This is a genomic window from Methylophilus sp. DMC18 (assembly GCF_056314005.1).
Window position 1 is genome coordinate 678,346 of record NZ_JBQUZE010000001.1, and the last position, 23,715, is coordinate 702,060.

Here is a 23,715-nt window from a genome sequence, read left to right on the forward strand (position 1 = left end):
TGGTGAATATCAACCTATTAATAGATATCCATAGGATAGGCAAGCTTTTAACTTGGACACTTCGTAAGACATGGTGAATCGATGCAAGCAATCAAAGAACAGCAGTGGGGGGAGGACTATTATTTTGGCGCTTCCTTCACCAAGCCTATTAGCAAGTACCGTCTGGATGGACAACATGCCATTCAATTATCCCTGAGTGCGGGCGACCGGCTTGAAATTCTAAGTCCAGACCAAGCGCAAAGCACCGAGCTGATTGTATTGGACGCACATGGCACATTGGCACCTGCGTTACTCGACAAGCGTCCGCCAGTCGTCGCGGTAGGTATTCAACAGCAACTTCAGCAGCGTGGTGCGGCCTCCCAAAGGCTGCGTAATCAATTAAAAACTTGGCAGCTGGATGCGTCTTCTTTGCAGCAAGCAATCAAAGTGTCAGGTGCAGAGCATGCCAAATTTACAGTGGCAAATGATTTGACTGTCGTGATTGTCGCGGCTGGTCCAAACATGTCTGTTGAAGCGCACACGCCAGTCACCGAAGTGGACATTACCGTGACTTACGCCAATCTGGCAGAACCACCCTTGCCAGCACCATTGGCGCCAATCAAGCACGAGTTGAGGGTTAGTCGCGCCACGGCACAGACCTATGAAGTCAAAAAAGGCGAATGGATTCAGATTATTGATGTGTCTGGCAAGCAATGCTCGGATTTTATTGCGTTTGATAAACAGGCGTTGGCACAAGGCAGCGTGTTGGGACTGGATGCGACAGCGACCAGAACGGTGATGGGCTTGAGCAATCCTGTACCCGGATTGCACTCACGATACCTTGGTTCGGATCTGAAACCCATGATAGAAGTGGTGCAGGATACCGTGGGTCGGCACGATAGTTTTCTACTGGCTTGTACCCCCAAATATTACGAGGACAGTGGCTATTTCGGCCATGCCAGTTGCACCGACAACTTTAACCAACGATTGGCTCACTATGGCATTGCACCACGGGCTGGCTGGCCAGCGATTAATCTGTTTTTTAACACCTTTATTGACGCCTCGGGCGCCGTGCTGATGGATGAACCGTGGTCACGGGCGGGAGATTATATTTTAATGCGTGCTGAGCGAAACCTTGTCTGCGCCTCTTCCGCTTGTCCTGACGATATAGACCCAGCCAATGGCTGGCATCCGACCGATATTCATGTACGTATTTACGATGCTGCACAAGACTTTCCCCGCGCCATTGCCTATCGCAACACTTCTGAGGAGCTGCCTCGCATGACCAAATCTTCTGGTTTTCACCCCCGAACTTCCGCAATGACCAAAAAGTTTATCGACTATGCAGGCTATTGGGTGGCCACTGAATACGATGGCTGGGGGACGAATGCAGAATATCTCGCCTGTCGTGAGCGCGTGGCACTGCTAGATTTGTCGGTGATACGCAAATTTGAAATCGTCGGCCCTGATGTGGTGGCTTTTTTGCAGTATGTATTAACGCAGAACATCAGCCGCATGGCCATCGGTGAAATTGCGCACTCGGCGATTTGTCTTGAAACCGGCGGCATGATCGATGATGGCACCATATTTCGTATGGGAGAACAGGCTTTTCGCTGGTGTTGTGGTGCGGAATACACCGGTATCTGGATGAGGGAAAAAGCCCAAGAAAAAGGCTTTAAAGTCAGCATCCGCAACGCCAGCGCACAGCTAGACAATCTTGCTGTGCAGGGCCCGAACAGCCGCGAGTTGTTAAGCAAGCTGATTTGGACCCCGGAGAGTCAGCCCTCGGTTGAAAAGCTCAAATGGTTTCACTTTGCGATTGGCCGCCTAGGAGGGGCTGCAGGGGTACCCTTGATGGTTTCCAGAACCGGATACACAGGCGAACTGGGCTATGAAGTCTGGTGTCACCCCGATGATAGCGAAGCATTATGGGATGCTGTGTGGCAAGCGGGTCAGCGCTTTCAGATTGCCCCGATGGGTTTGAATGCGCTTGACATCTTGCGCATTGAAGCCGGCTTGAGCATGGCTGAGCACGAGTTTGACCACAGCACCACTCCATTTGAAGCAGGCACTGGCTTCAGTGTGCCTTTAAATAGCAAACAGGAAAACTTTATCGGCCGTGAAGCCTTGTCGCGGCAAGCGCCCGAGAGCCGACATCGTTTAGTCGGCATGATTCTGCAAGGTGGCGACCCTGCCAGTCATGGCGATCATGTTTATCATGGGCGTTTCCCGGTTGGCATCGTCACCAGCGCTACTTATTCGCCATTGATGGGAAAACAGATTGCCATCGTGCGCGTGGCACCCGATTTTTCCAGCATAGGCACGCGCCTGGAAATAGGTAAGCTGGATGGGCAACAGAAACGTTTGGCGGGAGAGGTCGTGAAGTTGCCTTTTTATGACCCTAAGCGCGAGAAACTACTCGCATGAGGCTGATGAGACATATAGATCCTGTGTCGTACATGGTCTTAATGCCTTTGTGTTGCTGGGGGGCGTTTCTCCGCGCTGAATTGTGATGCATACACTGAGTCAGTGCATCCAGCATGGCAAAGATTTAGAGTGTAAGGGTCTTTGCCAGACCAATCACTAAGGTCATTGTGATGAGCCAACTAGCGCGGCTTGGCGTTTTTTGAGATGAGCTTATGCAACAACCACGGCAAGGGTGTTTTGCTGAGCCACTGACGATGGTCGGCCACCCACGGATATGCCCGGCTAAGCAAGGGCCTTAGTATTCGACTGGACCAGAATTTGCCCATCTTTGTGAAGCCTGTCACGGTGTATGCCGCGGCAAAGACATCGACACCATTGATCCAGCGTCCCATGGCGTCTTGCGCATGAATCCTGTTCATCAGGGCGTCACGCGTGACCGGGCAACTGTCGGGTAACTGCATTGCAGTTTGTGAACAGTCGACCAGTATAAGCTGATTGGCAGCATCGGCTTGCTTCAGCGTCTCCATTTCAGTCCGACACAAGGGACAGGAGGCATCGTAATAAATGGTCAGCGGAAAGGTAATTTGTGAGCGCATGATTTAGTTCTCAAAAGGTTTTTGCTAGATTAAAGCGCTGGTTTTAGGCCTTGAATCCACTCACTTATGAGCATCAAAAATCACGCAAGTTCGCGTGCTCATTGCGTCTACAACACCAGCAGGTTAAGCGTGCGCGACTGCAGCCGCTTTCTGGCAATCCGGACACAATCCCTTCAAGCTAATCTCAATATTTGACACCTGATAAGTATCAAAAATCGCTTGTGGAATATGCGCAGCGAGTTCGTGTATGCATAACACGGTGCCGCAGGACTGGCAGAGCAGGTGGGCGTGACCGTGGTTGTTAAGCATGCCAGGGGACGTGCTGTTCGGCGTTTTAAAGCTGCGTTTAGGGCTGTTTAACTGGTATTTCCAGGCGCGGTCCTCGGTGGAGATTTTGTGGATGAGGGCGTTTTCCTGTAACCAGTCGAGGACGCGATACACCGTGACCCGGTCAATTTCTTTCACGCCTTGTAAGGCGTTAAGGATTTCAGGCTGACTCAAGGCGGTATGCGAGTTGATCAGCGTTGTGAGTACGGCCGTTCGTGCTTGTGTCGGGCGTAACCCGGCTTCTATTATCAATTGTTCAGCGGTAACCATGGCTAAAATTATGAACTACACGACAGCATGGAGCAACCCGCCTTTTGTCTTGCCCAGTCCGGGCGCTTTTGCGCAAAGTGCTCTTTGCCAGGCTGCAGGGTATAAGGGTGGCGTAATACTTCCAGTAATTCCAGCAGTCGACTATTGTCGCCAGTCATCGCTAAATCAATGGCTTCTTGAGCCAGGTAATTGCGCAGCACATAGACCGGATTGGCAGCAGCCATGCGGTGCTGCCGTTGCTCTATTGTTTGCTGGGATTGCGCCAGGCGCTGGCAATAATTCATCAGCCAGGCCTGAATATCCTGATTAAAATCCTGCCAGCCTTTTTGCGTGTAAAAAGCGTTTTGCAGGGTGCTGACTTGCGGTTGTTGCAGGTCAATTTGCGCAAGCTGGGTGAAAAACAGTGTCTGGTCAATTTCGGCACGGGTCATGAACTCAAAAATCTGGTTGATGAGCTCGCCATCCCCCTCTTGCCAGCGCTCAAACCCAAACTTGTCAGCGAGGCTGCTGGTGAGGGCGCGGAAGTAAGTTTGGTCATAGGTGGCGATTCCGTCCGCCAGGCCTTGTGTGGATGGTAACAGCGTACCCAAGGCTTCTGCCAGCCTTTCCAGGTTCCAGCGGGCAATATCGGGTTGGCGGCCAAAGCAATAACGGCGCCCTTGTGCGTCGGTGGTGTTGGGTGTCCAGCCAGGGTCAAAATTATCTATCCAGCCATAAGGGCCATAGTCTATGGTCAGGCCGAGGATAGACATATTGTCGGTATTCATCACGCCATGCACAAAGCCCACACGCATCCAGTGCGCGATCATGACTGCCGTACGGGCACACACTTCTTCAAACCAGGCTTCAATCAGCTCTGGGGCTGGGTCATTCACATCCAGCGTCAGTCCGGTTGACGGCAACCAGTCGGCAAAGTCCCGGTCCAGGGTAAAGCCAATCAGGCGTTTTAACAGCGCGAATTCTTCACGGCTGGCCAGCAGCTCAAAATGCCCAAAACGCGTAAATGAAGGGGCCACGCGGCAGACAATGGCGCCGGGTTCCAGTTGCGGATGCCCATCGTAAAACATGTCACGCACCACCTGGTCACCGGTCTTGACCAGGCTTAAGGCGCGCGTGGTTGGCACGCCTAGATGGTACATGGCTTCCGAGCATAAAAATTCGCGCAGGCTGGAGCGTAATACGGCGCGGCCATCGGCTGAACGTGAGTAGGGGGTCTCGCCTGCGCCTTTAAGTTGCAATTCAAAACGTTTTCCGCCGTGCACCAGTTCGCCGAGGTAAATCGCTCGCCCATCCCCTAGTTGACCGGCCCAGTGCCCAAACTGGTGGCCGCCATAGCGGGTGGCATAGGTAAACATGCCGTCCAGCATGCCATTGCCACCCAGCGTTTGTATCAGTTCGCGGTCTTGCATGTCGGTGGCTGTGAGTCCCAGCATCTCGGCCACTTCTGCGCTATAGGCGATCAGTTGCGGATCTTTGACCGGGGTGGGTTGTACGGCAGACCACAGGCAGTCACTGACTTGTCTGGTGTAGTTGTGGCGGATCGGGTCGCCCGGTAGTTCTCGGACAAAACGGTTATCAAAAGTTAAAGGGCGCATATGAAATGGACAATGCCGTGCATCAATAGTGCTTTAATCATAACATTTTCATCCATGCTAAACTCTGGCGCATCAAATCCCGTGCCTTTGCAGTGTTCGCACAAAACTGTTTTTGAAAGTCGTTTTCCCCTATGAACCATCTGCAAGGTTTAAGTTTTCAAGACGTCAAAAAGTTGAAAGGCGTGTTGATATTTTTTTGTCTGTTTATCGTTATGCAGCAAATGTGGTTGAGTGTTGCCGATACCGGCGTAGGGGCATGGTGGATCAACAAGGTCATTACCCGGACATTGGCTTTTACGATAGGCTGGCTGGCGGACGAACAAGTGACGGTGGCAGGCAGCCTGCTGACAGGCGCACATGCCAGCATGAATATTGCCAATGGCTGTGATGGGGTGGAAATGATGCTAATGTTGATCGCTGCACTGTTAAGCTCAACATTAAGCCTGCGGCAAAAGCTGCTGGGCGCCATGTATGGGTTACTGTTTTTATTTTTAATCAATCAACTACGGTTGCTGCTGTTGTTTGAAGTATTGCAGCACGATCGCCAGCACTTTACCTTTACCCACGGTATTCTTGCGCCTTTTTTAATGTTGGGCGCCACCGGAATATTTTATGCATGGTGGCTGGCCGCCTCTACCCAACCTCTGGCGGATGATGGGTCCACATGCGCTTTGCAATAATGTTTTTCTGTTATGTCTTGGGCATTGGGCTGGCGCTCAATGCCTTTTTCAGTCCCTGTATCCAGGCACTTTTGCCACTTTTTAAAGGCCTGTTGACTTTGATTGATGGTCGTTTCGAGGTGATCTCTGCCCAGGTGATGACAGTAGGCGATGCGCAAGTCATTGATTTTAAGGTGAGATTGGCAAAGTCTTTCTGGTTGGGAAAGCATTTTATTGAAGTGGACCCCAGCGGCGTTGCGCATGCCAGTACGACGCTGGTGCATCTTTGGCAAAGCCTGGCGGTATGCCTAGCGCTGATCTTGTCCTGGCCAGAGATCTTTATGCGTAAACGCTTGCTGGCCCTTGCTTACGGGCTGTTAGGTACGCTGCTGGTGTGGTGCATCGATGTGCCATTCGTCTTGCTGGCTGCCTTGTGGCAAATGATTGATGCGCACTATGGCATTGCAGACTTTTCAATCTTGACTGCTTGGCAACAGATACTTGAAAACGGTGGCCGGTTAATATTGGGGTTGATGATCGGCTGTTTGGCCATTTTCTTGGCTTAGCTGCTTGAGAGTACAGCGGGGGCTTGCCATGGTCCCTCAATACCCGCATCTTGCCGGGCATGGTTCTGCCTTCATCAAGCCTTCATAAATAAAAATTAGCATCTGTAAGCTACTGACAATTCATTATTGATAGCGCACGATGCCTATTTTACTGCTGTATTTCCTCATCATTTTTTCTACCTGTTCTCATGCAGCAGACATTGAGCAAGAAATCCTGACCCGTTTTAATCAGGGCGAGACACAGGATTTAATTGTTGAATATGATGATGCATCTGTGAATAAAAGCCTGATCGCAACCCGCTTGAATAAGCGGCTCAAGACCGATAATGACGATGTGTTGGCAATCAAGCGCAAGGCGTATGCTTCACTTAAAAGCCAAATGAAATCGCTAGAGCTGCAGCAGGGCATCCAGGGAGTTAAAGACTATCCATACTTGCCACTGAGCTTAAAGCGTTTTAAATCGCTCAGGTCGCTCAAAACCTTCATGGCCAATGGCAACATCAAGGCCGTGTATGTTGACCGGATCATGCACAAGGTACTCACGCAGAGCTTGCCTTTGATCAATCAGCCTGTCGTCAGCCAGGTCAACTACAAGGGGGCAGGGGCCACCGTGGTCGTGATTGATGATGGCATCGACTTTACAAAATCGGCGTTTGGTCCTTGTACTGCTGTGGCGACGCCCTCGGCGACGTGTCGCGTGGTGGTGGCTAACACCATCGTCAATTCTGGCACAGCCAATGCCAGCCCAAATCATGGTAGCAATGTGGCGGCGACGGTATTGGGGGTGGCGCCAGAGGCCAAAATTGCAGCAATCAATGTCTTCAATAATAGTGGCGGCGCTTATACAAGCGATATTTTAAGTGCGATCAACTGGGCGGTTGCCAATCGATCCACATACAACATTGTGGCCATTAACATGAGCTTGGGGGCGTCGGATAAAAATACCAGTCCCTGCCAGTCTAATCCTTTTACCAGCCCGATACAACGGGCAAAGGATGCCGGCATTAATGTGGTGGTTGCCGCAGGCAATGATGGATATCTGGATGGCATCAGCACACCTGCTTGCGCGCCAGCGGCCATTTCAGTCGGGGCGGTGTACGACAGTAATGTTGGAGGCTTGGCCTATAGTAACTGTACCGATACGGCTTCGGCCGCGGATAAAGTCACTTGTTTTTCAAACAGTGCCAATTATTTAACCCTGCTGGCGCCGGGTGCTTTAATCACCGCAGCAGGGATCACGATGGCAGGCACTTCTCAAGCGTCTCCGCATGTGGCTGGTGCGGTCGCCGTGTTAAGGTCAGCGTTTGTTAATGAAACAGCTGATCAAATTCAAGCGCGATTGACCAGCTTTGGCAAACCTGTCACAGACAGTCGTAACAGTCTTGTCAAACCCAGGCTAGATTTAAGCGCTGCAGCCCGTCCGCAAAATGATTCATTTTCTAACCCCGCCTTGATGAGTGGCGACTCTGGCAGTGTCAGTGGCACCAATCAGCTCGCGACGGCAGAAGTGAGCGAGCCAGCCCATGCCGACCTGGCAGCGCAAAATACGGTCTGGTTGCAGTGGACGGCACCAGCTTCTGGCCAAGTAACGCTTACCGTCAATGGCAGCGTTGCGAACCCCAGACTTGCGGTGTATACCGGGACAGCAATCAGCGCATTAACGCCTAAAGCAGGAATTGATAATGCGAATTCCCCCCTGTATTTTCAAGCTAGCGCAAATACCCAATACCATATCGCCCTCAACACCAATCAAACGGATGCCGGTAGTTATCAACTGTCATGGCAATTGAACACGCAGGCAAATGCCAATTTATCCGTTACTTTTAGTGGCCCTAACCAACAACTTGCGGTGGCCACGCCTTATCTTTACACCTTAACTGTTGCCAATGGCGGGCCCTCGAATGCCACCAATGTTGCCGTACAACTGAATTTGCCAACGGGGGCGGATCTGGTCAGTGCAGACCAACGATGCCAATTGCAGGGCAGAACACTGACTTGCCGCGTTGCACAGTTGAATGCAGGGAGTTCAAGCAGTTTTAATGTACAACTGTCGTGGACCAATACGCAGGATGTCCCACCGTTGGTCATCTCTGTGAATTCTGACTTGGCGGATGCTGACACTGGCAATAACTCGACAACATTTTCGTTACCAGCCACTCAGGCCTCCACAGTGACTGATGTGCCGACGCTGCCTGAGTGGGGTCTCATTCTCCTGGCTTGTATGTTGATTTTTTTGAACCGCAGAAACCTCCAGAGAGTTTAGCGCTCCCTTTTCTTTTTTCATCTCGGCATTTCTTGCACGCTGAATCAAACGCGCTAAGGTATCATTACGGCTGTATTTTAAAGAATCAGTTGAATGAACGTATTTTATGAAGAGGATGGCGGCTTTAAAGTCGCCTCCATCATGTCCGAGGCCGATAGCAGCATGCAGGTCGAAGCGAGCTCGGGCAAGCGCAGCAAAATCAAAACCGCCAATGTCTTGATGCGGTTCGAGGGGAGTTTGTCCGGTTTTCTGGAGGCCGCCCAGGCCGAAGCCGAGACCCTGGATACCGATTTTTTATGGGAATGCTGTGGCGAGGACGAGTTTGGTTTTGAAAGCCTGGCCGAGGAATACTATGGCGGCAAACCCAGTCATCAGCAAGCTGCTGCCATTGCCATTAAATTGCATGGCGCGCCCATGTACTTTTACCGCAAAGGCAAAGGACGCTACAAGGCTGCGCCTGAGGACACGCTGAAAGCGGCATTGGCGGGGATGGAGAAAAAGCGCCAGCAAGCTGAGCTGTTGGCACAGATGGTTGCACAACTCAAAGTGCACAGTCTGCCAGACGGCTTTGCCAGTAAACTGGACCAATTGCTCTACGCGCCGGATAAAAACAGCCTGGAATGGAAAGCGCTGGATCAGGCGGCCAGCGAACTCAAGCAACTGCCGGTGCAAGTGCTACATGCCAGTGGCGCCATTGCCTCGATTCATGATTACCACCTGGGGGCGTTTTTACGCGAATATTTTGCCAATGGCACGGAGTTCCCGCCGTTTACACTGGCCGATCTCCCCGAGGCGCTGCCTTTGTCAGCGGTGCAGGCCTTTAGTATTGATGACAGCACCACCACCGAAATTGATGATGCCTTATCGGTGACCGCGCTGCCTAATGGCAACACGCAGGTCGGCATCCATATTGCCGCGCCAGCCTTGGGAGTATCGCCGCATGCGTCGCTGGATAATGAGGTCATGAAGCGGCTGTCTACGGTCTATATGCCCGGGCATAAAATCACCATGTTGCCAGAAGCGGCCATCCGTCCGTTTAGCCTGGATGCCGGCCAAGTAAAGCCAGCTTTGTCCCTGTATCTTGAAGTGGCACCTGATTTCAGCATTGTTAGCCATCAAAGCCGTCTGGAGCAGGTAACCATCATCGAAAACCTGCGCCACGACACGCTGGAGCCTTATTTTAACGAGCAGACGCTGACCGAGGACAGTGGCCATCCGCTATGGCAACCGTTGGTGTTTTTGTTCCGCTTTGCCGAGAGCCTGGAAAAAGCGCGCGGTAAATATGACCCGACCCGGCCACAACCGGTGGATTACAATTTTTATGTGAGCGAGGGTAAGGTCAGCATTATCAACCGCCAGCGCGGCTCTCCCATGGATAAACTGGTGGCCGAGCTCATGATTGCCGCCAATAGCCAATGGGGCCTGTTACTGGCGCAAAACGAAGTGCCCGGTATTTATCGCGCACAAAATGGTGGCAAAGTGTACATGACCACCAAAGCCGAAGGCCATCAGGGCCTGGGCGTGGCGCAATATGCCTGGTGTACCTCGCCGTTGCGCCGCGCGGTGGATTTGATCAACCAGCGGCAACTGATCAGTGTGTTGACCCTGACACCGCCAGTCTACCCGGCCAACAGTGATGAAATTGTCGGCCATATGCGCAACTTTGATCAAACTTATAATGCCTACAACGAGTTCCAGACGCGGATGGAGCGCTACTGGTGCTTGCAGTACCTGATCCAGGAACACATCACTGAAATCGACGCAACGGTCTGGCGTGAGAATTTGGTGCGCCTGCAAAACTTGCCCTATATGACCAAGGTACACAGTTTGCCAGCGACCAAGCCCGGCAGCAAAGTTCGGCTGGCGGTACAAAAAGTCGATACTTTACTGATGGAGCTGGACTGTAAATTCCTGCACCTGATCGAAGAGACCACAGAACCCTCAACGGAAGCCGAGGCTGTGGTGGAAGCAAGCATGGAGGCGCCTAATGTTTAAATTTAACCGTAAAGTGCACAAAGCCGTCTCCGACTTTGAAATGGTGGAAGTCACCGAAATGGATGGCGTGCGCTCCATGCACTTGGGCTCGCCGACCATACAGAGCAGTATGAGCGTGAAAGACCCGTTTGCGCTGGTCTTGGCCTACTCCTGGGGCGCCATGAGCAGCTTGTTGTTCAAGCCGGACGCGCGCAAACTGTTGCTGGTTGGGCTGGGAGGTGGTTCGATTGCCAAATATGTATGGAAATATTGTCCGCAGATTAAGCAAACGGTGGTGGAACTGAATCCGCAAGTGATCCAGGTCGCCCGCAGCCATTTTTTTGTGCCGGATGACGATGCGCGATTACAGATCATCGAAGGCGATGGTGTTGCCTATCTGCAGCAGCATCCTGGCAGTGTCGACTGGCTGATGATGGATGCCTTTGGCAGCAACGGCTTACCGCCAGACTTTTGCACCCAGGCTTTTTTTGACGACTGTGCCGATGCACTGACGCCGGATGGCTTGTTTACGATTAACCTGTGGGGCTCGGACAAAAAGTTTGATATCTACATGCAGCGCATGGAGCAGACGTTTGACCAGCGCGTACTCATGATGCCTACCGGCAAGCCCGGTAACATCATCGTGTTCGGCTTTAAAGCCGAACTGCCCATCCCGGATCTGGCGACGTTGCGCAAACGTTCGCAAGACGCTATGCAGACGCATCGTATCAACTTTCCCGACCTCATAGACCGCCTGCAAGGCGCAAACCCCAATAACGGCAAGGAGTTTCAACTCGGTGGCTAATTTTCTGAATCATTTTTTCGCAACCTGCCCACGTGGCCTGGAAGCCATTCTCGTCGACGAACTCAAGCAGAGCGGGGCGCGCGACATTAAAGCCACCGATGGCGGTGCCAGTTTTAGCGGCGAGTTGTCGGCGTGCTATCACGCCAACCTGCATTCGCGTGTCGCCACGCGCATTCTCATGCAAGTGGGGCGGGGCCAGTATCTGAAAGAAGACGATATTTACCAGGGCGCGCTCAAAATTAACTGGCCTAACTGGTTTGATGTCAAACACAGCATGATGGTCAAGGTCACGGCCGTGCGCAGCCCGCTTAAAAGCCTGGAATTTATTACCCTGCGCGTCAAAGATGCCATCTGTGATAAATTCCGACAGGCCGTCGGCAGCCGCCCGAACATTGATACACGCGAACCCGCGGTGCGTGTCCACGTCTACCTGACCAGCGACAGCTACCAACTGTATGTCGATACTTCAGGCAACCCGCTGTACCAGCGCGGCAACCGCAAAAACAGCATAGAAGCGCCGTTGCGTGAAAACCTGGCCGCGGGCATTCTCAAGCTCACCGGCTGGCAGCCGGGCCAGGCCTTGCTGGATCCCATGTGTGGCAGTGGCACCTTTTTGCTTGAGGCGGTGATGATAGCTCTCAATATTGCGCCTGGTTTAAATCGCAATTTCGGCTTTGAAAAACTCAAAAACTTTGAATCTGATACTTTCCGTAAAATCCGCAATGCCGCGGCCAAAGCTGCCAAGCCGGTCAGTTTCCAGAGCATTTACGGCTCGGATATGGATTTACGTGCCGTACGCGTCACCAAGCAGAACCTGGAAATGGCGGGCTGGCTGGACGCCGTACAACTAACACACTGGGAATTCACGCAAGTGGTGCCGCCCGCTGACAGCGGTGTCCTGGTCGCCAACCCGCCTTATGGCGTGCGTATTGGTGAAGATGAGACCTTGGCCGCCTTGTACCCCGAAATGGCCGCTGCGCTCAAACAGAAGTTCTCTGGCTGGAATACCTATTTCCTGACCAACGACTTGCGCTTGCCCAAGCTCATGCGTCTGAGCCCCAGCAAGAAAACACCACTGTATAACGGCCCATTGGAATGCCGGTTGTTTGAAATCAAGATGGTGGCAGGAAGTAACCGTAAATAGGGCAGTTGTATTCTTATCCGTCGATGCCTTATGCATCAATGTAGGTCGCATGTATTCATCCGCTGCAATCTCTAGTGTCTGTGAAGGACGACAGATGCTGGCAGATTGCATTGCAGTCTCAAAGTGCACGCTTGGATCAAATGTTAATGATTGTTTTATCTGAACCGCATTTCTATTGTTTAGTATAAATTATAGTGGCAAATATTATCGTTAGCATTTCTTATGCTGAACGTGATTAAGCAGATTTAAGTCGTCACATTTCAACAATGAAGAATCAACTAAGAGGCTGCTATGGATGCTTTGTTGAGTTTGTTGGTCCCTGATAACTTCATGCCCCATGGCCATTGCTATTTATGGACGCCCGTCCTGTTGTGGATGTATGTTGTTTCTGACACTGTCATTGCGATTTCTTACTATACGATTCCGATGGCATTGCTTTACCTGGTTAAAAAACGCGCGGACTTGGAGTTTAACTGGGTATTTTTCATGTTTTCCCTGTTTATCTTTGCCTGTGGAACAACGCATTTGATTGCAATTGCAACCATTTGGGAGCCAGCTTATTGGCTTGATGCCACAATGAAATGCTTAACAGCAGTGGCTTCAGGGATCACGGCAGTGATGCTGTGGCGCTTGATGCCAGTTGCGTTGACGATTACCAGTACCAAGCAGCTAAAAACAACCATTGCCAGGCTAGAGTCCGAAGTGCAGAAACGATTGCTCGCAGAACAGGCCTTGGCAAAATTGAATTTGAATCTTGAGTATCTGGTCAAGGCGCGTACAGAAGATCTGAGCAATATCAATGCGAGTTTAAGACAGGAGATCGAACAAAGAAAACGCACAGAACTTGAGCTGTTTAACCAGAAACAATTGGCAATTGTCACGCTGGAGTCCATCGGCGATGCGGTGATCACCACCAATATGCAGTCCGAGGTGACTTATCTGAATCCAGTGGCCGAAAAAATGACAGGCTGGAGCAAAGCCGAGGCAATGGGGCGGCCGATTCTGGAGGTGTTCAGGATTTTGAATGAAAGCACCCGCAAGCTGGCTGCTAACCCAGTGGATGTGGTGCTGGCGCACAACAAGGTCTGCGGACTGGCCAATCATACCTTGCTGATCGCCAAATCTGGCGCTGAATACGCGATTGAAGATTCTGCGGCGCCGATTCGTGATCAGGATGGCAACATTCTAGGGGTCGTGCTGGTGTTTCATGATGTGAGTGATGCACGTCAGATGGCACAAAAAATGACCTACCTTGCCGAGCATGATTATCTGACCGACTTACCGAATCGACTGTTACTGACAGACCGTATTACGCAAGCGATCAGTGCAGCGAAAAGAAGAGGTTCCAAGCTTGCCATTCTGTTTTTTGACATAGATCACTTCAAGCGGGTGAATGATACCCTGGGCCATGAAGTGGGCGATCAATTGCTCAAAGTATTGAGCAAAAAGCTGCAAATGTGCATTCGTGCCTCTGACACGCTCAGTCGCCAGGGCGGGGATGAGTTTGTAGTGTTGTTGCCAGAGTTAACAGATGATGCCGTCCCAGCCGAAATTGCACAAAAAATACTGTTTTCCATCAAGGACCCGATCAGCATCGCAAATCACGAGTTGTTTATCACGGCCAGTATTGGGATTGCCGTATATCCTGATGATGGCGACAATGTCGATGTGCTGACAAGACATGCGGATGCGGCAATGTATCATGCCAAAAATTCAGGTAGAAATAATTACCAGTTTTTTACCAAGGAAATGAGTGCACGTGTCGCGGCTCAGCTTACGATGGAAAACAGTTTGCAAAAAGCAATATCAAACAATGAGTTACTGCTTTTTTATCAGCCAAAAGTCAGCATCAAAACCGGCAAGATCATCGGCGCTGAGGCTCTGATCCGATGGGTGCATCCGCAATGGGGAATGATGATGCCAGATCGTTTTATCAAGATTGCCGAAGACTCTGGCTTGATCAGAGGCATTGGTCATTGGGTATTGCGCGAGGCGTGTACGCAAAATAAAAAGTGGCAAGACTCCGGTTTGCCCGAGATTCCCATCGCGATTAATGTTTCGGTGGTTGAGTTGCACCATGCGCACTTTACACAAGAAGTGACTAAAGTGTTATTACAAACAGGTCTGCAACCCTATCATCTCGAACTGGAGGTGACTGAAAGCGTTGCGATTCAGACTGAGGTGACCGTGATTAACGATTTGAACAAGCTCAAAGAGATGGGTGTCCGGTTATCAGTAGATGATTTTGGGACAGGATATTCCAGTCTGTCATATCTCAAGCTATTGCCGGTAAATACCATTAAAATCGATAAAAGCTTTATTCGTGATATACAAGTGGATGCCAACGATGCGGCAATTGTCACTGCGATTATCAAAATGTCACAAAGTCTGGGATTAACAGTGATCGCAGAAGGGGTAGAAACCCAGGCACAGCTCGAATTTCTGCAATCGCATGACTGTGACGAGATGCAAGGTTATCTATTTAGCCGACCCTTGCCTGCCGATGAATTTGCAGCGTTGCTTGCGCAGCAATAAAGCTTCCCATCTTATTGTTTTATTGAGTTTATTTATGACTGAACACCAACACCAAACGACTGACTCTTTACTGAATTTGCGTGAGCGCATTAATGCATTTGTGCAGGTACGTGACTGGGCGCAGTTCCATTCCCCAAAAAATCTGGCCATGGCCATGATAGTTGAGGCGGCAGAAGTGGTAGAGCATTTTCAATGGATGACTGAGGATAACAGCCGCCAGTTGGATGCCGCCACGCGCGAAAAAGTTGGGCAAGAGCTGGCCGACACCTTTGTTTATCTGCTGCGGATTGCCGAGGTGTGTGGCATAGACTTGATTGCGGCCACCAACGCCAAGATTGAGTTGAATGCGCAAAAATACCCGGTTGAAAAATGCAAGGGGAGCAATGCTAAATATACAGAATATCAATAGGGCACTTCTATAAACTCAATTTCCGTCGCTATACTGCGTTGCGCATAAAAAATGTCTCCTTACACATCCGCTATATGCGACGTCAAAACTTTTTAGTCGCGTCTTGTCTGACTTAGCAACTTGAATTGATAGAAGCACCCGCGCATTTAAATGTTGAATTTAATGTAGTTTGTTATATTGAAGGAATAGCCATGCGTGTAACTTTAGATTCCCCGGTAACCCGTTTGCTCGAGCAGCAACACATCGCGTTCGAGGTCATCGAAATCCCGCTCAGTGAAGACAAAAAACCAATTCGCAGCCTAGAAGAGCTGCTAACAGCACAAGGCCTGGATCCACAATCGGTCGTGCGTAGTGTCGTGTTTAAAGGGGAGCATACTGGCTTTAGTCTGCTCGCGGTGGCGGGCGCTGGCCGTGCCGATTGGGCCTTGTTGCGCGCGCACTTGAGTGAGCGTAAGTGCCGTATGGCAGAATATGACGAAGTACCTGAGGCCACCGGCTATGTGGTTGGTGCAGTGCCGCCGATTGCTTTGCCCGCTGGCTTGCGCGTGCTGGTTGACCAAAGCGTTTTGAGTTACGATCGGGTGGTGATTGGTAGTGGTGTGCTGGGCTATGCACTGGCGCTGAGTGGCAGTGATTTGCAAGCCTTGTTGAGCGCATACCCGGTTGGGCAGTTTGTGAAGGTTTAACTTCAGCTTAGAAGCGCGCAGCATGTAAGTGCCTGGCGTCGCAGGGACGTTAAGACTCGCCCACTGCGTGGTGAGTCCGGTCGTCAGTCAAGCTGAACGACTTGCCGACTTATTTGTTGTTGAAGATCGTATTCAGGGAGTTACTTTTACTGCGCTCGACCATCACGGCTGCCTGACCTGGGTTCTTGCTGATGGTGCTAGCCCAGTCCTGACTGCTGCTGTCTGACTCCTCAGCGTTATTGCCAAGCATACCAGGCAGTGCATCCTGATTGGCGTCGTCGCTGTTGTCCCCAAACATTACTGTAGCGTTGTCGAGCTGGTACTGGCGTAATTGTTGCATCAAGCCTTGCGCTGTGTAGGTTTGTGGCGCCTGTTGGCCCCCAAGAATCACTTTGGCGCTTTCAACAGCGGCTTCTGCCGCAGTTTGCGGCGTCTCATCAGCCTGTTTGCTGTCCGTGGTTTGCACCTTGCCGGTCGCAGCACTGTTATCCGTGTTGTAAGCCTTGTTCAATAACGACGACACATTGCTGTTTTGTATACTTGAAATAGACATGATCGAAGCCCTTAATCATTATTTCGCTCACATTACCGCGTATCTTGTTAACGGCATGCCAGAAAAAAACTTTAGAACACCCTTTAATTCTTTTAATTTGCCGCATTTTTCCAGTGTGCTGGCCTGCATTTTTGGCCAGCCACCCGTCAGTGCCAGCAGATTTATGGTAAGGTTCAGCCTTGTTAGAAACACAGATATTTAATGGCGAAACATGAGTTTGGTGCGTTACTGCGTGAATGGGAGACTGGTGAGCGGCGTGAGCCCGACCAACCGCGGTTTTGCTTATGGCGATGGCATATTTCGCACCATGCGCCTGCTAGATGGTGAACTGCAAGACTGGCCCCTGCATTATCAAACCCTAGTTGCGGATTGCAGCAAAATCCTGATGGTCTGTCCGTCGGCTGAATTGCTGATGCAAGAATTCAAAAGCCTGATGTCTGCCGGTGAGGATGAGACCAAATTATCCGGCGTGGTCAAAATCATGATTACGCGTGGCGACGGCGCCCGCGGCTATGCGCCACCCGCCATTGCCGAACCTACCCGCGTGTTTGTCTGGAGCCCTTTGCCAGTCTATCCTGAGGCCATATATACTGAGGGCGTCGCGCTCTATCAGTGCCAGACACGTCTGGCCAGCCAGCCTTTGTTAGCAGGCATCAAGCACTTAAACCGGCTAGAAAATGTCTTGGCCCGAGCCGAGCTGAAAGACCCCCGTTTTTTTGACGGTTTGATGCTGGATTACCAAGATCAGGTGGTCGAAGCGGTGAGCGGCAATCTTTTTATTCGCAAGGCCGGGCAGGTCATGACCCCGATATTGGACCAGTGTGGCGTGGCCGGGGTCATGCGGCAAAAAATTCTGGACTGGTATAAAACGCAAGGCCAGCCGGTCAGCTTGACCCGGTTGACCGTACAAGATGTGCTCACTGCCGATGCCGTGATTATCACCAACAGTGTCTATGGCGTGTTACAGGTGACGCAGCTTGATGCGCAACCATTGGCACACAATGATTGGGCACACACCCTCAGAACCCAGTTGCATTATGTTGTTCATTAAACGTTTTTTTCAATACAGTCTGGCCTTGTTGGGCCTGACGACACTGGCATTAGCCATCTGGATCGTGATCTTTTTGATCCGCCCGCTGCCCATGGCCTCAGAAACCATAGGCATGCAAATTCCTGCCGGGGCCAGTGTGCGTGCGATTGCCGACCAGTTGGTGGCTTCAGGCGTGCTCACCGAGCCGTACAGTTTTTTGCTGGTGGTGAAACTCACGGGTAGTGCCAACAAGTTGCAGGCGGGCGATTATGCCTTTAATACGCCCTTGCAAGTGATGGGCCTCATTGATGTGCTCAAGCATGGCACGTTTGACCAGTTCAAACTGCAATTGACCGAGGGTAAAACCTTTGCCGATTTCAGGCAAAAGCTGGCGCAAATGCCGGGTATCCGCCACGATACGCTCATGTTGTCCGACCAGGAACTGATGCAACAGGTGAGCGGCCAGAACGATGCCCCCGAAGGCTGGTTTTTCCCGGATACGTATTTTCTGGATGCGCAAAGCAGTGACCTAGATTTGTATAAGCGCGCTTATCAAAAAATGGTGCAGCACTTGAATCAGGCGTGGGAGCAACGCGCATCGGGCCTGCCTTACCGCACCATGTATGAGGCCTTAATCATGGCCTCGATTGTAGAGAAAGAAACCGGTGTGGAAGAAGAACGGCCGCAGATTGCCGGTGTGTTTGTGAACCGCCTGCGCAAAGGCATGCGCCTGCAAACTGACCCCACCGTGATTTATGGCATGGGCACACGTTACCAGGGCAATATCCGGAAAAAGGATTTGTTGGCTGATACCCCGTATAACACTTATACGCGCAGCGGCTTGCCGCCAACGCCGATTGCGTTGCCAGGGCTGGCTTCAATTCAGGCCGCATTGCATCCGGCTAATACCAACGCCTTGTATTTTGTTGCCAACGGCCAAGGCAGGCATGTGTTTACCGCGACGCTCGAAGCGCATAACCAGGCGGTGCGGGCGTATCAGTTAAAAAAATAGTTGTCGTAAATTTAAAGGGAAATCGGGACATGGCAGGGTTGTTTATTACGCTGGAAGGCATGGATGGCGCGGGTAAAAGTACGCATATCCCCACTATTCTGAAGTTGCTGCAAGCGACCGGCAGAGAAGTGGTGTCTACGCGCGAACCCGGCGGCACGCCTTTGGGCGAAGAGTTGCGTGCCTTGCTCTTGCACCGTGAGATGCATGTGGAGACTGAGTCGCTGCTGATGTTTGCAGCGCGTGCCGAGCATTTGCAGCAAGTCATTTTGCCCGCCTTGCAGCGTGACGCGATTGTGCTGTCAGACCGTTTTACCGATGCTTCTTATGCGTATCAATGTGGCGCACGTGGCCTGGCCATGGAAAAAATGCAGCAGCTTGAGCAGTGGGTGCAGGGCGATTTGCAACCAGACCTGACCTTGCTGTTTGATGTGCCGGTAGAGGTGAGTCTGCAACGGTTGGCGGGCGCACGCACCCCGGATAAATTTGAAGCGCAGGGCGCGGCGTTTTTTGAGCTGTTGCGCGCGCAATATCTTGCGCGGGCTGCCCAATATCCGCAACGCTTCAGAGTCATAGATGCCAATCGCCCCCTGCTTGACGTGCAGCAGAGTGTTGCAGAAATCATCCGCCAATGTTGATGACCCAAGAGTACCCATGGCAGGCCACGTTATTTGCACAATGGATGCAAGCAGGCCAGTCACGCCACCATGCGCTGTTGTTGCATGGCAAAACTGGCATCGGCAAACTGGCTTTTGCGCGCGCGATGGCCGCTGCCTTGCTGTGCTTGCAGCCTGAACACGGCCATGCTTGCGGTCAGTGTCAGTCCTGTCACTGGCTATCCGAAGGCGCGCACCCTGATTTTAGGGAGATCACGCCAGAAGATGAAGACAGCGCTGAGGGCAGCAAAAAGAAAACCCGCAAGCGGCAGCAAATCCTCATCGACCAGATTCGCGCCTTGCATGATTATTTATCGCTGAGCAGTCACCGTGTTGAAGGCATGCGCGTGGTGTTGATTCACCCGCTGGAAGCCATGAATGTCGCGGCGTCCAATGCCTTGCTCAAGTTGCTGGAAGAACCGCCGCAGCGCACGCAGTTTTTGCTGGTCTCACATCAAAGACAAGCGTTGCTGCCGACCATCCTGAGCCGCTGCATGCAGGTGGAGATGCCGGTGCCCAGTGAATCACAAGGCTTGCAATGGATGCAGTCACAAGGCATTGCTCAACCTGAATGGCTTTGGCACTACAGTGGCGGGGCGCCGATTACCGTGCTGCAAGACGACCTGGACTGGTATGCCTGGTATCAGCAGTTTCAACCGCACTTACGCCGCGGTGCCGAGATTGACGTGGTCGCTGCGGTGCCGGTGCTGATCAAGCAAGGTATGGAAGCGGCGATACAAGTGCTGCAAAAGTGGTTGCTGGACGTTTGGTTGTCCTGCCATCAGCAACCTTTGCGCTACCATCCCTCAGAAGCAGCTGCTTTGCAGGGGCTGGCCGGGCGTGTGCAATTATCGCGGCTGCTGGCGTTTCAGCAACAGCTAAATCGTTTTAAAATGACCGCACAACATCCGCTCAATCAGGAGTTGCAGTTGGAGCAGTTGTTGTTGCAATACAAAAAAATATTTGAGGATAGACCGAATAAATGAGTGCGCGAGATCAGGTGCAAGGCGCGTGGTGTTAGAAACAACAACGTGCAACGCAGTATTGTGCTCAAGTAGTCACTATCCCTGTATCCTTCATTAACCGCTCACGTACTCTGGAGCTGATGTCATGACCGAGATGCAACCTTCTGCAGCGGCAAAACCTGGTGTGTTGTCGCTGGCGATTCGTGAAAAAGCCGCCCTGTTTGCGGCATATATGCCTTTTGTCAAAGGCGGGGGCTTGTTTATCCCCACCAGCAAGTCTTTTAAAATGGGCGAAGAAGTGTTTATGTTGCTCACTTTGCTCAATGATCCAAACAAGCTCAAGGTGGTTGGTAAGGTGATCTGGATCACGCCGCAGGCGGTCAACAACAAGCCGCAAGGCATAGGCATTCAGTTTAGCGATAAAGATGGCGGTGCCGAAGCCAAAAAACGGATTGAATCTATCTTGGGTGCCGCACTCAAATCTAGCCGACCGTCGAATACCATTTAGTGATTAGCACGCAGACAGAAAGAATATGTTAGTAGATTCCCATTGCCACCTGAATTTCCCCGAGCTGGTCCAGAACATGGATCAAGTATTGGAGAGCATGCGCAGCAACCAGGTGGGGCATGCCTTGTGCGTCTCGGTCACGCTGGATAAATTCCCCGAAGTACTTGCGATTGCCGAGCAGTATCCCAACATTTTTGCCTCAGTCGGCGTGCATCCAGATTACGAAGACATCACCGAGCCTACCGTACAAGGCCTGGTTGAACTGGCCAATCATCCACGCGTGGTGGCGATTGGCGAAACCGGACTGGATTACTTCCGTTTAACTGGCGATTTGTCCTGGCAGCGCGAGCGCTTCAGAACGCATATCCGGGCGGCAAGGCAGACGGGTAAACCCTTGATCATCCATACCCGTAATGCGGCCGAGGATACGATCAAGATTATGCAGGAGGAGGGCGCGGCCGAGGTCGGGGGCGTCATGCACTGCTTTACAGAAAGCTGGGAGGTGGCCCAGGCCGCGATTGCCATGGGTTTCTATATCTCGTTTTCCGGCATCGTGACTTTTAAAAATGCCCAGGCGCTCAAAGAGGTCGCGCAAAAGGTGCCGCTGGCATCCATGTTGGTAGAAACCGACTCCCCCTATCTAGCACCTATCCCATTCCGTGGCAAAACCAATCAGCCCGCTTATGTGCGGCATGTGGCAGAAGAAATTGCGCGTCTGCGCGAGCAGCCATTACAGCAGATCATGGACGCAACTACCGCTAACTTTTTTAAACTGTTCAAGCACGCCCAGCCATGCAACTGACCATACTAGGCGTAGGCTCCAGCGCTGGCACGCCCGCGATCGGCTGCCAATGCGCCACCTGCAGCTCGACCGATACGCGCAACAAGCGCACACGTTGCTCCAGTATGGTCACACTGGATGACGGCCGGGTGATCCTCATAGACACCTCGCCAGACTTGCGCCTGCAAGCTTTGCGCCAACAGATGCGCAGGGTGGATGCCGTGCTGTACACTCACACCCATGCAGATCACCTGCACGGCATTGATGATTTACGCGCATTTTGCCAGATCAACCGCTGCCAGATTCCGCTCTACAGTTATCCCGAGGCGATTACCCATATTCAGGAAAAGTTTGGCTACACGCTGCGTGACCCCATCCCCACCTACTGGGACTTGCCCGTTTTGGCTGCACATACCGTCGAGGGCCCGTTTGAAGCGGCTGGTCAGCAGATTATTCCCATCCCCATCATGCACGGCAAAATCCGCATCTACGCCTACCGTATCGCTAACTTTGTCTACATGACCGATGTCTCCGAGATCCCGGAAAGCGCGTATGCCTTGCTGCAAGGGGTAGACCTGTTGCTCATAGATTGCCTGCGCGAAAAACCGCACCCCACGCATGTCAATGTTGAGCAATCACTGGCCTTGATTGAACGCATAGGCGCCAAGCGCAATGTGCTCATTCATATGACCCATGAGCTTGAATACCAGGCCCTGCAAGCCAGGGTGCCTGCCAATGTTCAGGTCGGTTATGACGGCATGCAACTTGATTTTTAAACGGTGCACCAAGGGCTTTAAATCTTGCCCTGAAGCCAACTGGCCGATTAGCCAGGTCAACCAAAGCCAGACATAAACAGTTATACTTGCACAAAACAATAATTCAGTAATTTGATTTTGGATAACAGGAAGTAAACATGAAGGTATACACCCATCTTATGACCGCCTTGGTCACCGCCACACTTGCTCTGGCTGCAACCAGCGCACTGGCAGGCAAAACCTACGATGAAAACGACTTTATCAACGGCTTTAGCGGCAAATCCAAAAAAGTGGTGCTCGAAAAACTCGGCCAACCCTTTAAAAAACAGCAATCCGTCAAGCCCACCAACGCCAACAGCATGATCGCAGGCATCGGCAAACAACAAGACAGCTCAAAACCTGTACAGGTTGAGATGTGGTACTACAAAAACCTGGTGAAATACGACAAAAAGAACACCTACAAAGAAACCGAAGTCACGTTTGTGAATGACAGAGTGATGAATATTGGGTTCTTTAATAATCGCTAGGCAAACTTTTGTTAGAACATACTCATAAGCCTCAGGTCTCTGGGGTTTTGCGTTTTTGTTCACTGACTTTGCTAACTGCTTATAGAATTAGTGCTATTCAATTGAACGAATTTTAATCGTTCAAATTTTGCTAAACAAATTTGACGAAGGGAAAAACAAATGAAAAGTATCATGACGGCCATAGTCGTACTGACCCTTTTATTACCCGGCTGTGTCGTTCTAAGAGATCACTGCCCGCCTGGACAAGCCAAAAAAGGGAACTGCTTGTAGTTTTTCTGAAAAGATCAACTCAATCATGGTTTGGATCAAAGGCTCAGCGAAACAAGTCTGCGCCTTTGATCTAGAAAAAGTCACCTGAAAAGAGTTGATAGTTATCGAATTTTTAGTGCTCATCAAAATAACAATCTCAGCTTAGGCAGAGTCTATTTTGATGAAATTGAATGTTAAACCCAGATCAAAGAGTAAAGGGTGTTAAACTGCCCCTATGTTGATTTACAAAACATGCAAAGAAAATAATACAAAGTACCAATCAGTACTAAAAATAAATTCGATGCTTTGGAGTCTAAATTTGGCATGGCTGAAAAGCCATTGTTGGTGCCCAGAAGAGGACTCGAACCTCCACGTCGTTAAACACTAGTACCTGAAACTAGCGCGTCTACCAATTTCGCCATCTGGGCTAAAGAAGCTGTGCATTTT

The 23,715-nt window shown here is 51.2% G+C and carries 23 protein-coding genes and 1 tRNA gene; 19 read left to right on the forward strand and 5 right to left on the reverse strand.

Annotated features, from left to right (window positions below):
• Window positions 1-81: 81 nt before the first annotated feature.
• Window positions 82-2,406 carry a DUF1989 domain-containing protein gene (locus tag ACT53G_RS03050; RefSeq protein WP_476168674.1) on the forward strand — a complete coding sequence of 775 codons (2,325 nt, stop codon included), beginning with the start codon at window positions 82-84 and terminating at the stop codon, window positions 2,404-2,406.
• A 179-nt stretch (window positions 2,407-2,585) separates the two neighbouring features.
• On the opposite strand, the gene ACT53G_RS03055 is transcribed toward ACT53G_RS03050, so the two are convergent.
• From ACT53G_RS03055 to ACT53G_RS03065, 3 genes are all read right to left on the reverse strand, one after another.
• Window positions 2,586-3,002, reverse strand: coding sequence for a thiol-disulfide oxidoreductase DCC family protein (locus tag ACT53G_RS03055; protein ID WP_313988935.1), 417 nt, complete (start codon window positions 3,000-3,002; stop codon window positions 2,586-2,588).
• Between the two features lie 123 nt (window positions 3,003-3,125).
• The gene (locus tag ACT53G_RS03060; RefSeq protein WP_476168675.1) at window positions 3,126-3,599 is read right to left on the reverse strand and encodes a Fur family transcriptional regulator; all 474 of its coding nucleotides are present in this window, start codon (window positions 3,597-3,599) and stop codon (window positions 3,126-3,128) included.
• Window positions 3,600-3,607: 8 nt separating this feature from the next.
• On the reverse strand, window positions 3,608-5,194 hold the full coding sequence (locus tag ACT53G_RS03065; RefSeq protein ID WP_476168676.1) for a protein adenylyltransferase SelO: 1,587 nt from the start codon (window positions 5,192-5,194) through the stop codon (window positions 3,608-3,610).
• A 182-nt stretch (window positions 5,195-5,376) separates the two neighbouring features.
• Here ACT53G_RS03065 and ACT53G_RS03070 point away from each other — a divergent pair, with 182 nt between their 5' ends.
• The 9 genes from ACT53G_RS03070 (at window position 5,377) to ACT53G_RS03110 (ending at window position 16,235) form a co-directional block, all read left to right on the forward strand.
• Window positions 5,377-5,874, forward strand: coding sequence for a hypothetical protein (locus ACT53G_RS03070; RefSeq protein ID WP_476168677.1), 498 nt, complete (start codon window positions 5,377-5,379; stop codon window positions 5,872-5,874).
• Window positions 5,859-6,419 (forward strand): hypothetical protein, encoded by a 561-nt coding sequence (locus ACT53G_RS03075; RefSeq protein WP_476168678.1) that lies wholly within the window; start codon window positions 5,859-5,861, stop codon window positions 6,417-6,419. The genes ACT53G_RS03070 and ACT53G_RS03075 overlap by 16 nt, the downstream gene beginning before the upstream one ends.
• Window positions 6,420-6,558: 139 nt before the next feature.
• Window positions 6,559-8,682 carry an IPTL-CTERM sorting domain-containing protein gene (locus ACT53G_RS03080; RefSeq protein WP_476168679.1) on the forward strand — a complete coding sequence of 708 codons (2,124 nt, stop codon included), beginning with the start codon at window positions 6,559-6,561 and terminating at the stop codon, window positions 8,680-8,682.
• 93 nt (window positions 8,683-8,775) lie between these two features.
• Window positions 8,776-10,677: a ribonuclease catalytic domain-containing protein gene (locus ACT53G_RS03085; protein ID WP_476168680.1), complete on the forward strand. Its 1,902-nt coding sequence runs from the start codon at window positions 8,776-8,778 to the stop codon at window positions 10,675-10,677.
• On the forward strand, window positions 10,670-11,461 hold the full coding sequence (locus ACT53G_RS03090; protein ID WP_476168681.1) for a polyamine aminopropyltransferase: 792 nt from the start codon (window positions 10,670-10,672) through the stop codon (window positions 11,459-11,461). Before ACT53G_RS03085 ends, ACT53G_RS03090 begins: the two co-directional genes overlap by 8 nt.
• Window positions 11,454-12,605: a THUMP domain-containing class I SAM-dependent RNA methyltransferase gene (locus ACT53G_RS03095; protein ID WP_476168682.1), complete on the forward strand. Its 1,152-nt coding sequence runs from the start codon at window positions 11,454-11,456 to the stop codon at window positions 12,603-12,605. Before ACT53G_RS03090 ends, ACT53G_RS03095 begins: the two co-directional genes overlap by 8 nt.
• Window positions 12,606-12,896: 291 nt before the next feature.
• A complete protein-coding gene (locus ACT53G_RS03100) occupies window positions 12,897-15,140 on the forward strand; it encodes a putative bifunctional diguanylate cyclase/phosphodiesterase (protein ID WP_476168683.1) in 2,244 nt (747 codons plus the stop codon).
• A 34-nt stretch (window positions 15,141-15,174) separates the two neighbouring features.
• The gene (locus ACT53G_RS03105; RefSeq protein WP_476168684.1) at window positions 15,175-15,549 is read left to right on the forward strand and encodes a nucleotide pyrophosphohydrolase; all 375 of its coding nucleotides are present in this window, start codon (window positions 15,175-15,177) and stop codon (window positions 15,547-15,549) included.
• A gap of 191 nt (window positions 15,550-15,740) precedes the next feature.
• A complete protein-coding gene (locus tag ACT53G_RS03110; RefSeq protein ID WP_313988961.1) occupies window positions 15,741-16,235 on the forward strand; it encodes an aminoacyl-tRNA deacylase in 495 nt (164 codons plus the stop codon).
• Window positions 16,236-16,344: 109 nt separating this feature from the next.
• Here the strand turns inward: ACT53G_RS03110 and ACT53G_RS03115 are convergent, their stop codons facing one another.
• Window positions 16,345-16,788: a hypothetical protein gene (locus ACT53G_RS03115; RefSeq protein ID WP_476168685.1), complete on the reverse strand. Its 444-nt coding sequence runs from the start codon at window positions 16,786-16,788 to the stop codon at window positions 16,345-16,347.
• Here ACT53G_RS03115 and ACT53G_RS03120 point away from each other — a divergent pair.
• The 9 genes from ACT53G_RS03120 to ACT53G_RS03160 all read left to right on the forward strand — a co-directional run bounded on the left by ACT53G_RS03120 (window position 16,787) and on the right by ACT53G_RS03160 (window position 23,019).
• Window positions 16,787-16,990, forward strand: coding sequence for a hypothetical protein (locus ACT53G_RS03120; RefSeq protein WP_194746865.1), 204 nt, complete (start codon window positions 16,787-16,789; stop codon window positions 16,988-16,990). The genes ACT53G_RS03115 and ACT53G_RS03120 overlap by 2 nt on opposite strands.
• 9 nt (window positions 16,991-16,999) lie before the next feature.
• Window positions 17,000-17,839, forward strand: coding sequence for an aminodeoxychorismate lyase (gene pabC, locus ACT53G_RS03125; RefSeq protein WP_476168686.1), 840 nt, complete (start codon window positions 17,000-17,002; stop codon window positions 17,837-17,839).
• Window positions 17,826-18,830 carry an endolytic transglycosylase MltG gene (mltG, locus tag ACT53G_RS03130; protein WP_476145754.1) on the forward strand — a complete coding sequence of 335 codons (1,005 nt, stop codon included), beginning with the start codon at window positions 17,826-17,828 and terminating at the stop codon, window positions 18,828-18,830. Before pabC ends, mltG begins: the two co-directional genes overlap by 14 nt.
• 29 nt (window positions 18,831-18,859) lie before the next feature.
• Window positions 18,860-19,465, forward strand: coding sequence for a dTMP kinase (gene tmk / locus ACT53G_RS03135; protein WP_476168687.1), 606 nt, complete (start codon window positions 18,860-18,862; stop codon window positions 19,463-19,465).
• A complete protein-coding gene (holB, locus tag ACT53G_RS03140) occupies window positions 19,459-20,469 on the forward strand; it encodes a DNA polymerase III subunit delta' (protein ID WP_476168688.1) in 1,011 nt (336 codons plus the stop codon). Before tmk ends, holB begins: the two co-directional genes overlap by 7 nt.
• Window positions 20,470-20,593: 124 nt before the next feature.
• A complete protein-coding gene (locus ACT53G_RS03145) occupies window positions 20,594-20,956 on the forward strand; it encodes a PilZ domain-containing protein (RefSeq protein WP_275355029.1) in 363 nt (120 codons plus the stop codon).
• Window positions 20,957-20,981: 25 nt separating this feature from the next.
• On the forward strand, window positions 20,982-21,758 hold the full coding sequence (locus ACT53G_RS03150) for a TatD family hydrolase (protein WP_476168689.1): 777 nt from the start codon (window positions 20,982-20,984) through the stop codon (window positions 21,756-21,758).
• Window positions 21,749-22,513 carry an MBL fold metallo-hydrolase gene (locus ACT53G_RS03155; protein WP_275355034.1) on the forward strand — a complete coding sequence of 255 codons (765 nt, stop codon included), beginning with the start codon at window positions 21,749-21,751 and terminating at the stop codon, window positions 22,511-22,513. Before ACT53G_RS03150 ends, ACT53G_RS03155 begins: the two co-directional genes overlap by 10 nt.
• A 137-nt stretch (window positions 22,514-22,650) precedes the next feature.
• Complete coding sequence (locus ACT53G_RS03160) at window positions 22,651-23,019, forward strand: hypothetical protein (RefSeq protein WP_194746858.1); 369 nt, start codon at window positions 22,651-22,653, stop codon at window positions 23,017-23,019.
• A gap of 592 nt (window positions 23,020-23,611) precedes the next feature.
• Here ACT53G_RS03160 and ACT53G_RS03165 read toward each other — a convergent pair.
• Window positions 23,612-23,696, reverse strand: a tRNA-Leu gene (locus ACT53G_RS03165).
• Window positions 23,697-23,715 lie beyond the last annotated feature (19 nt).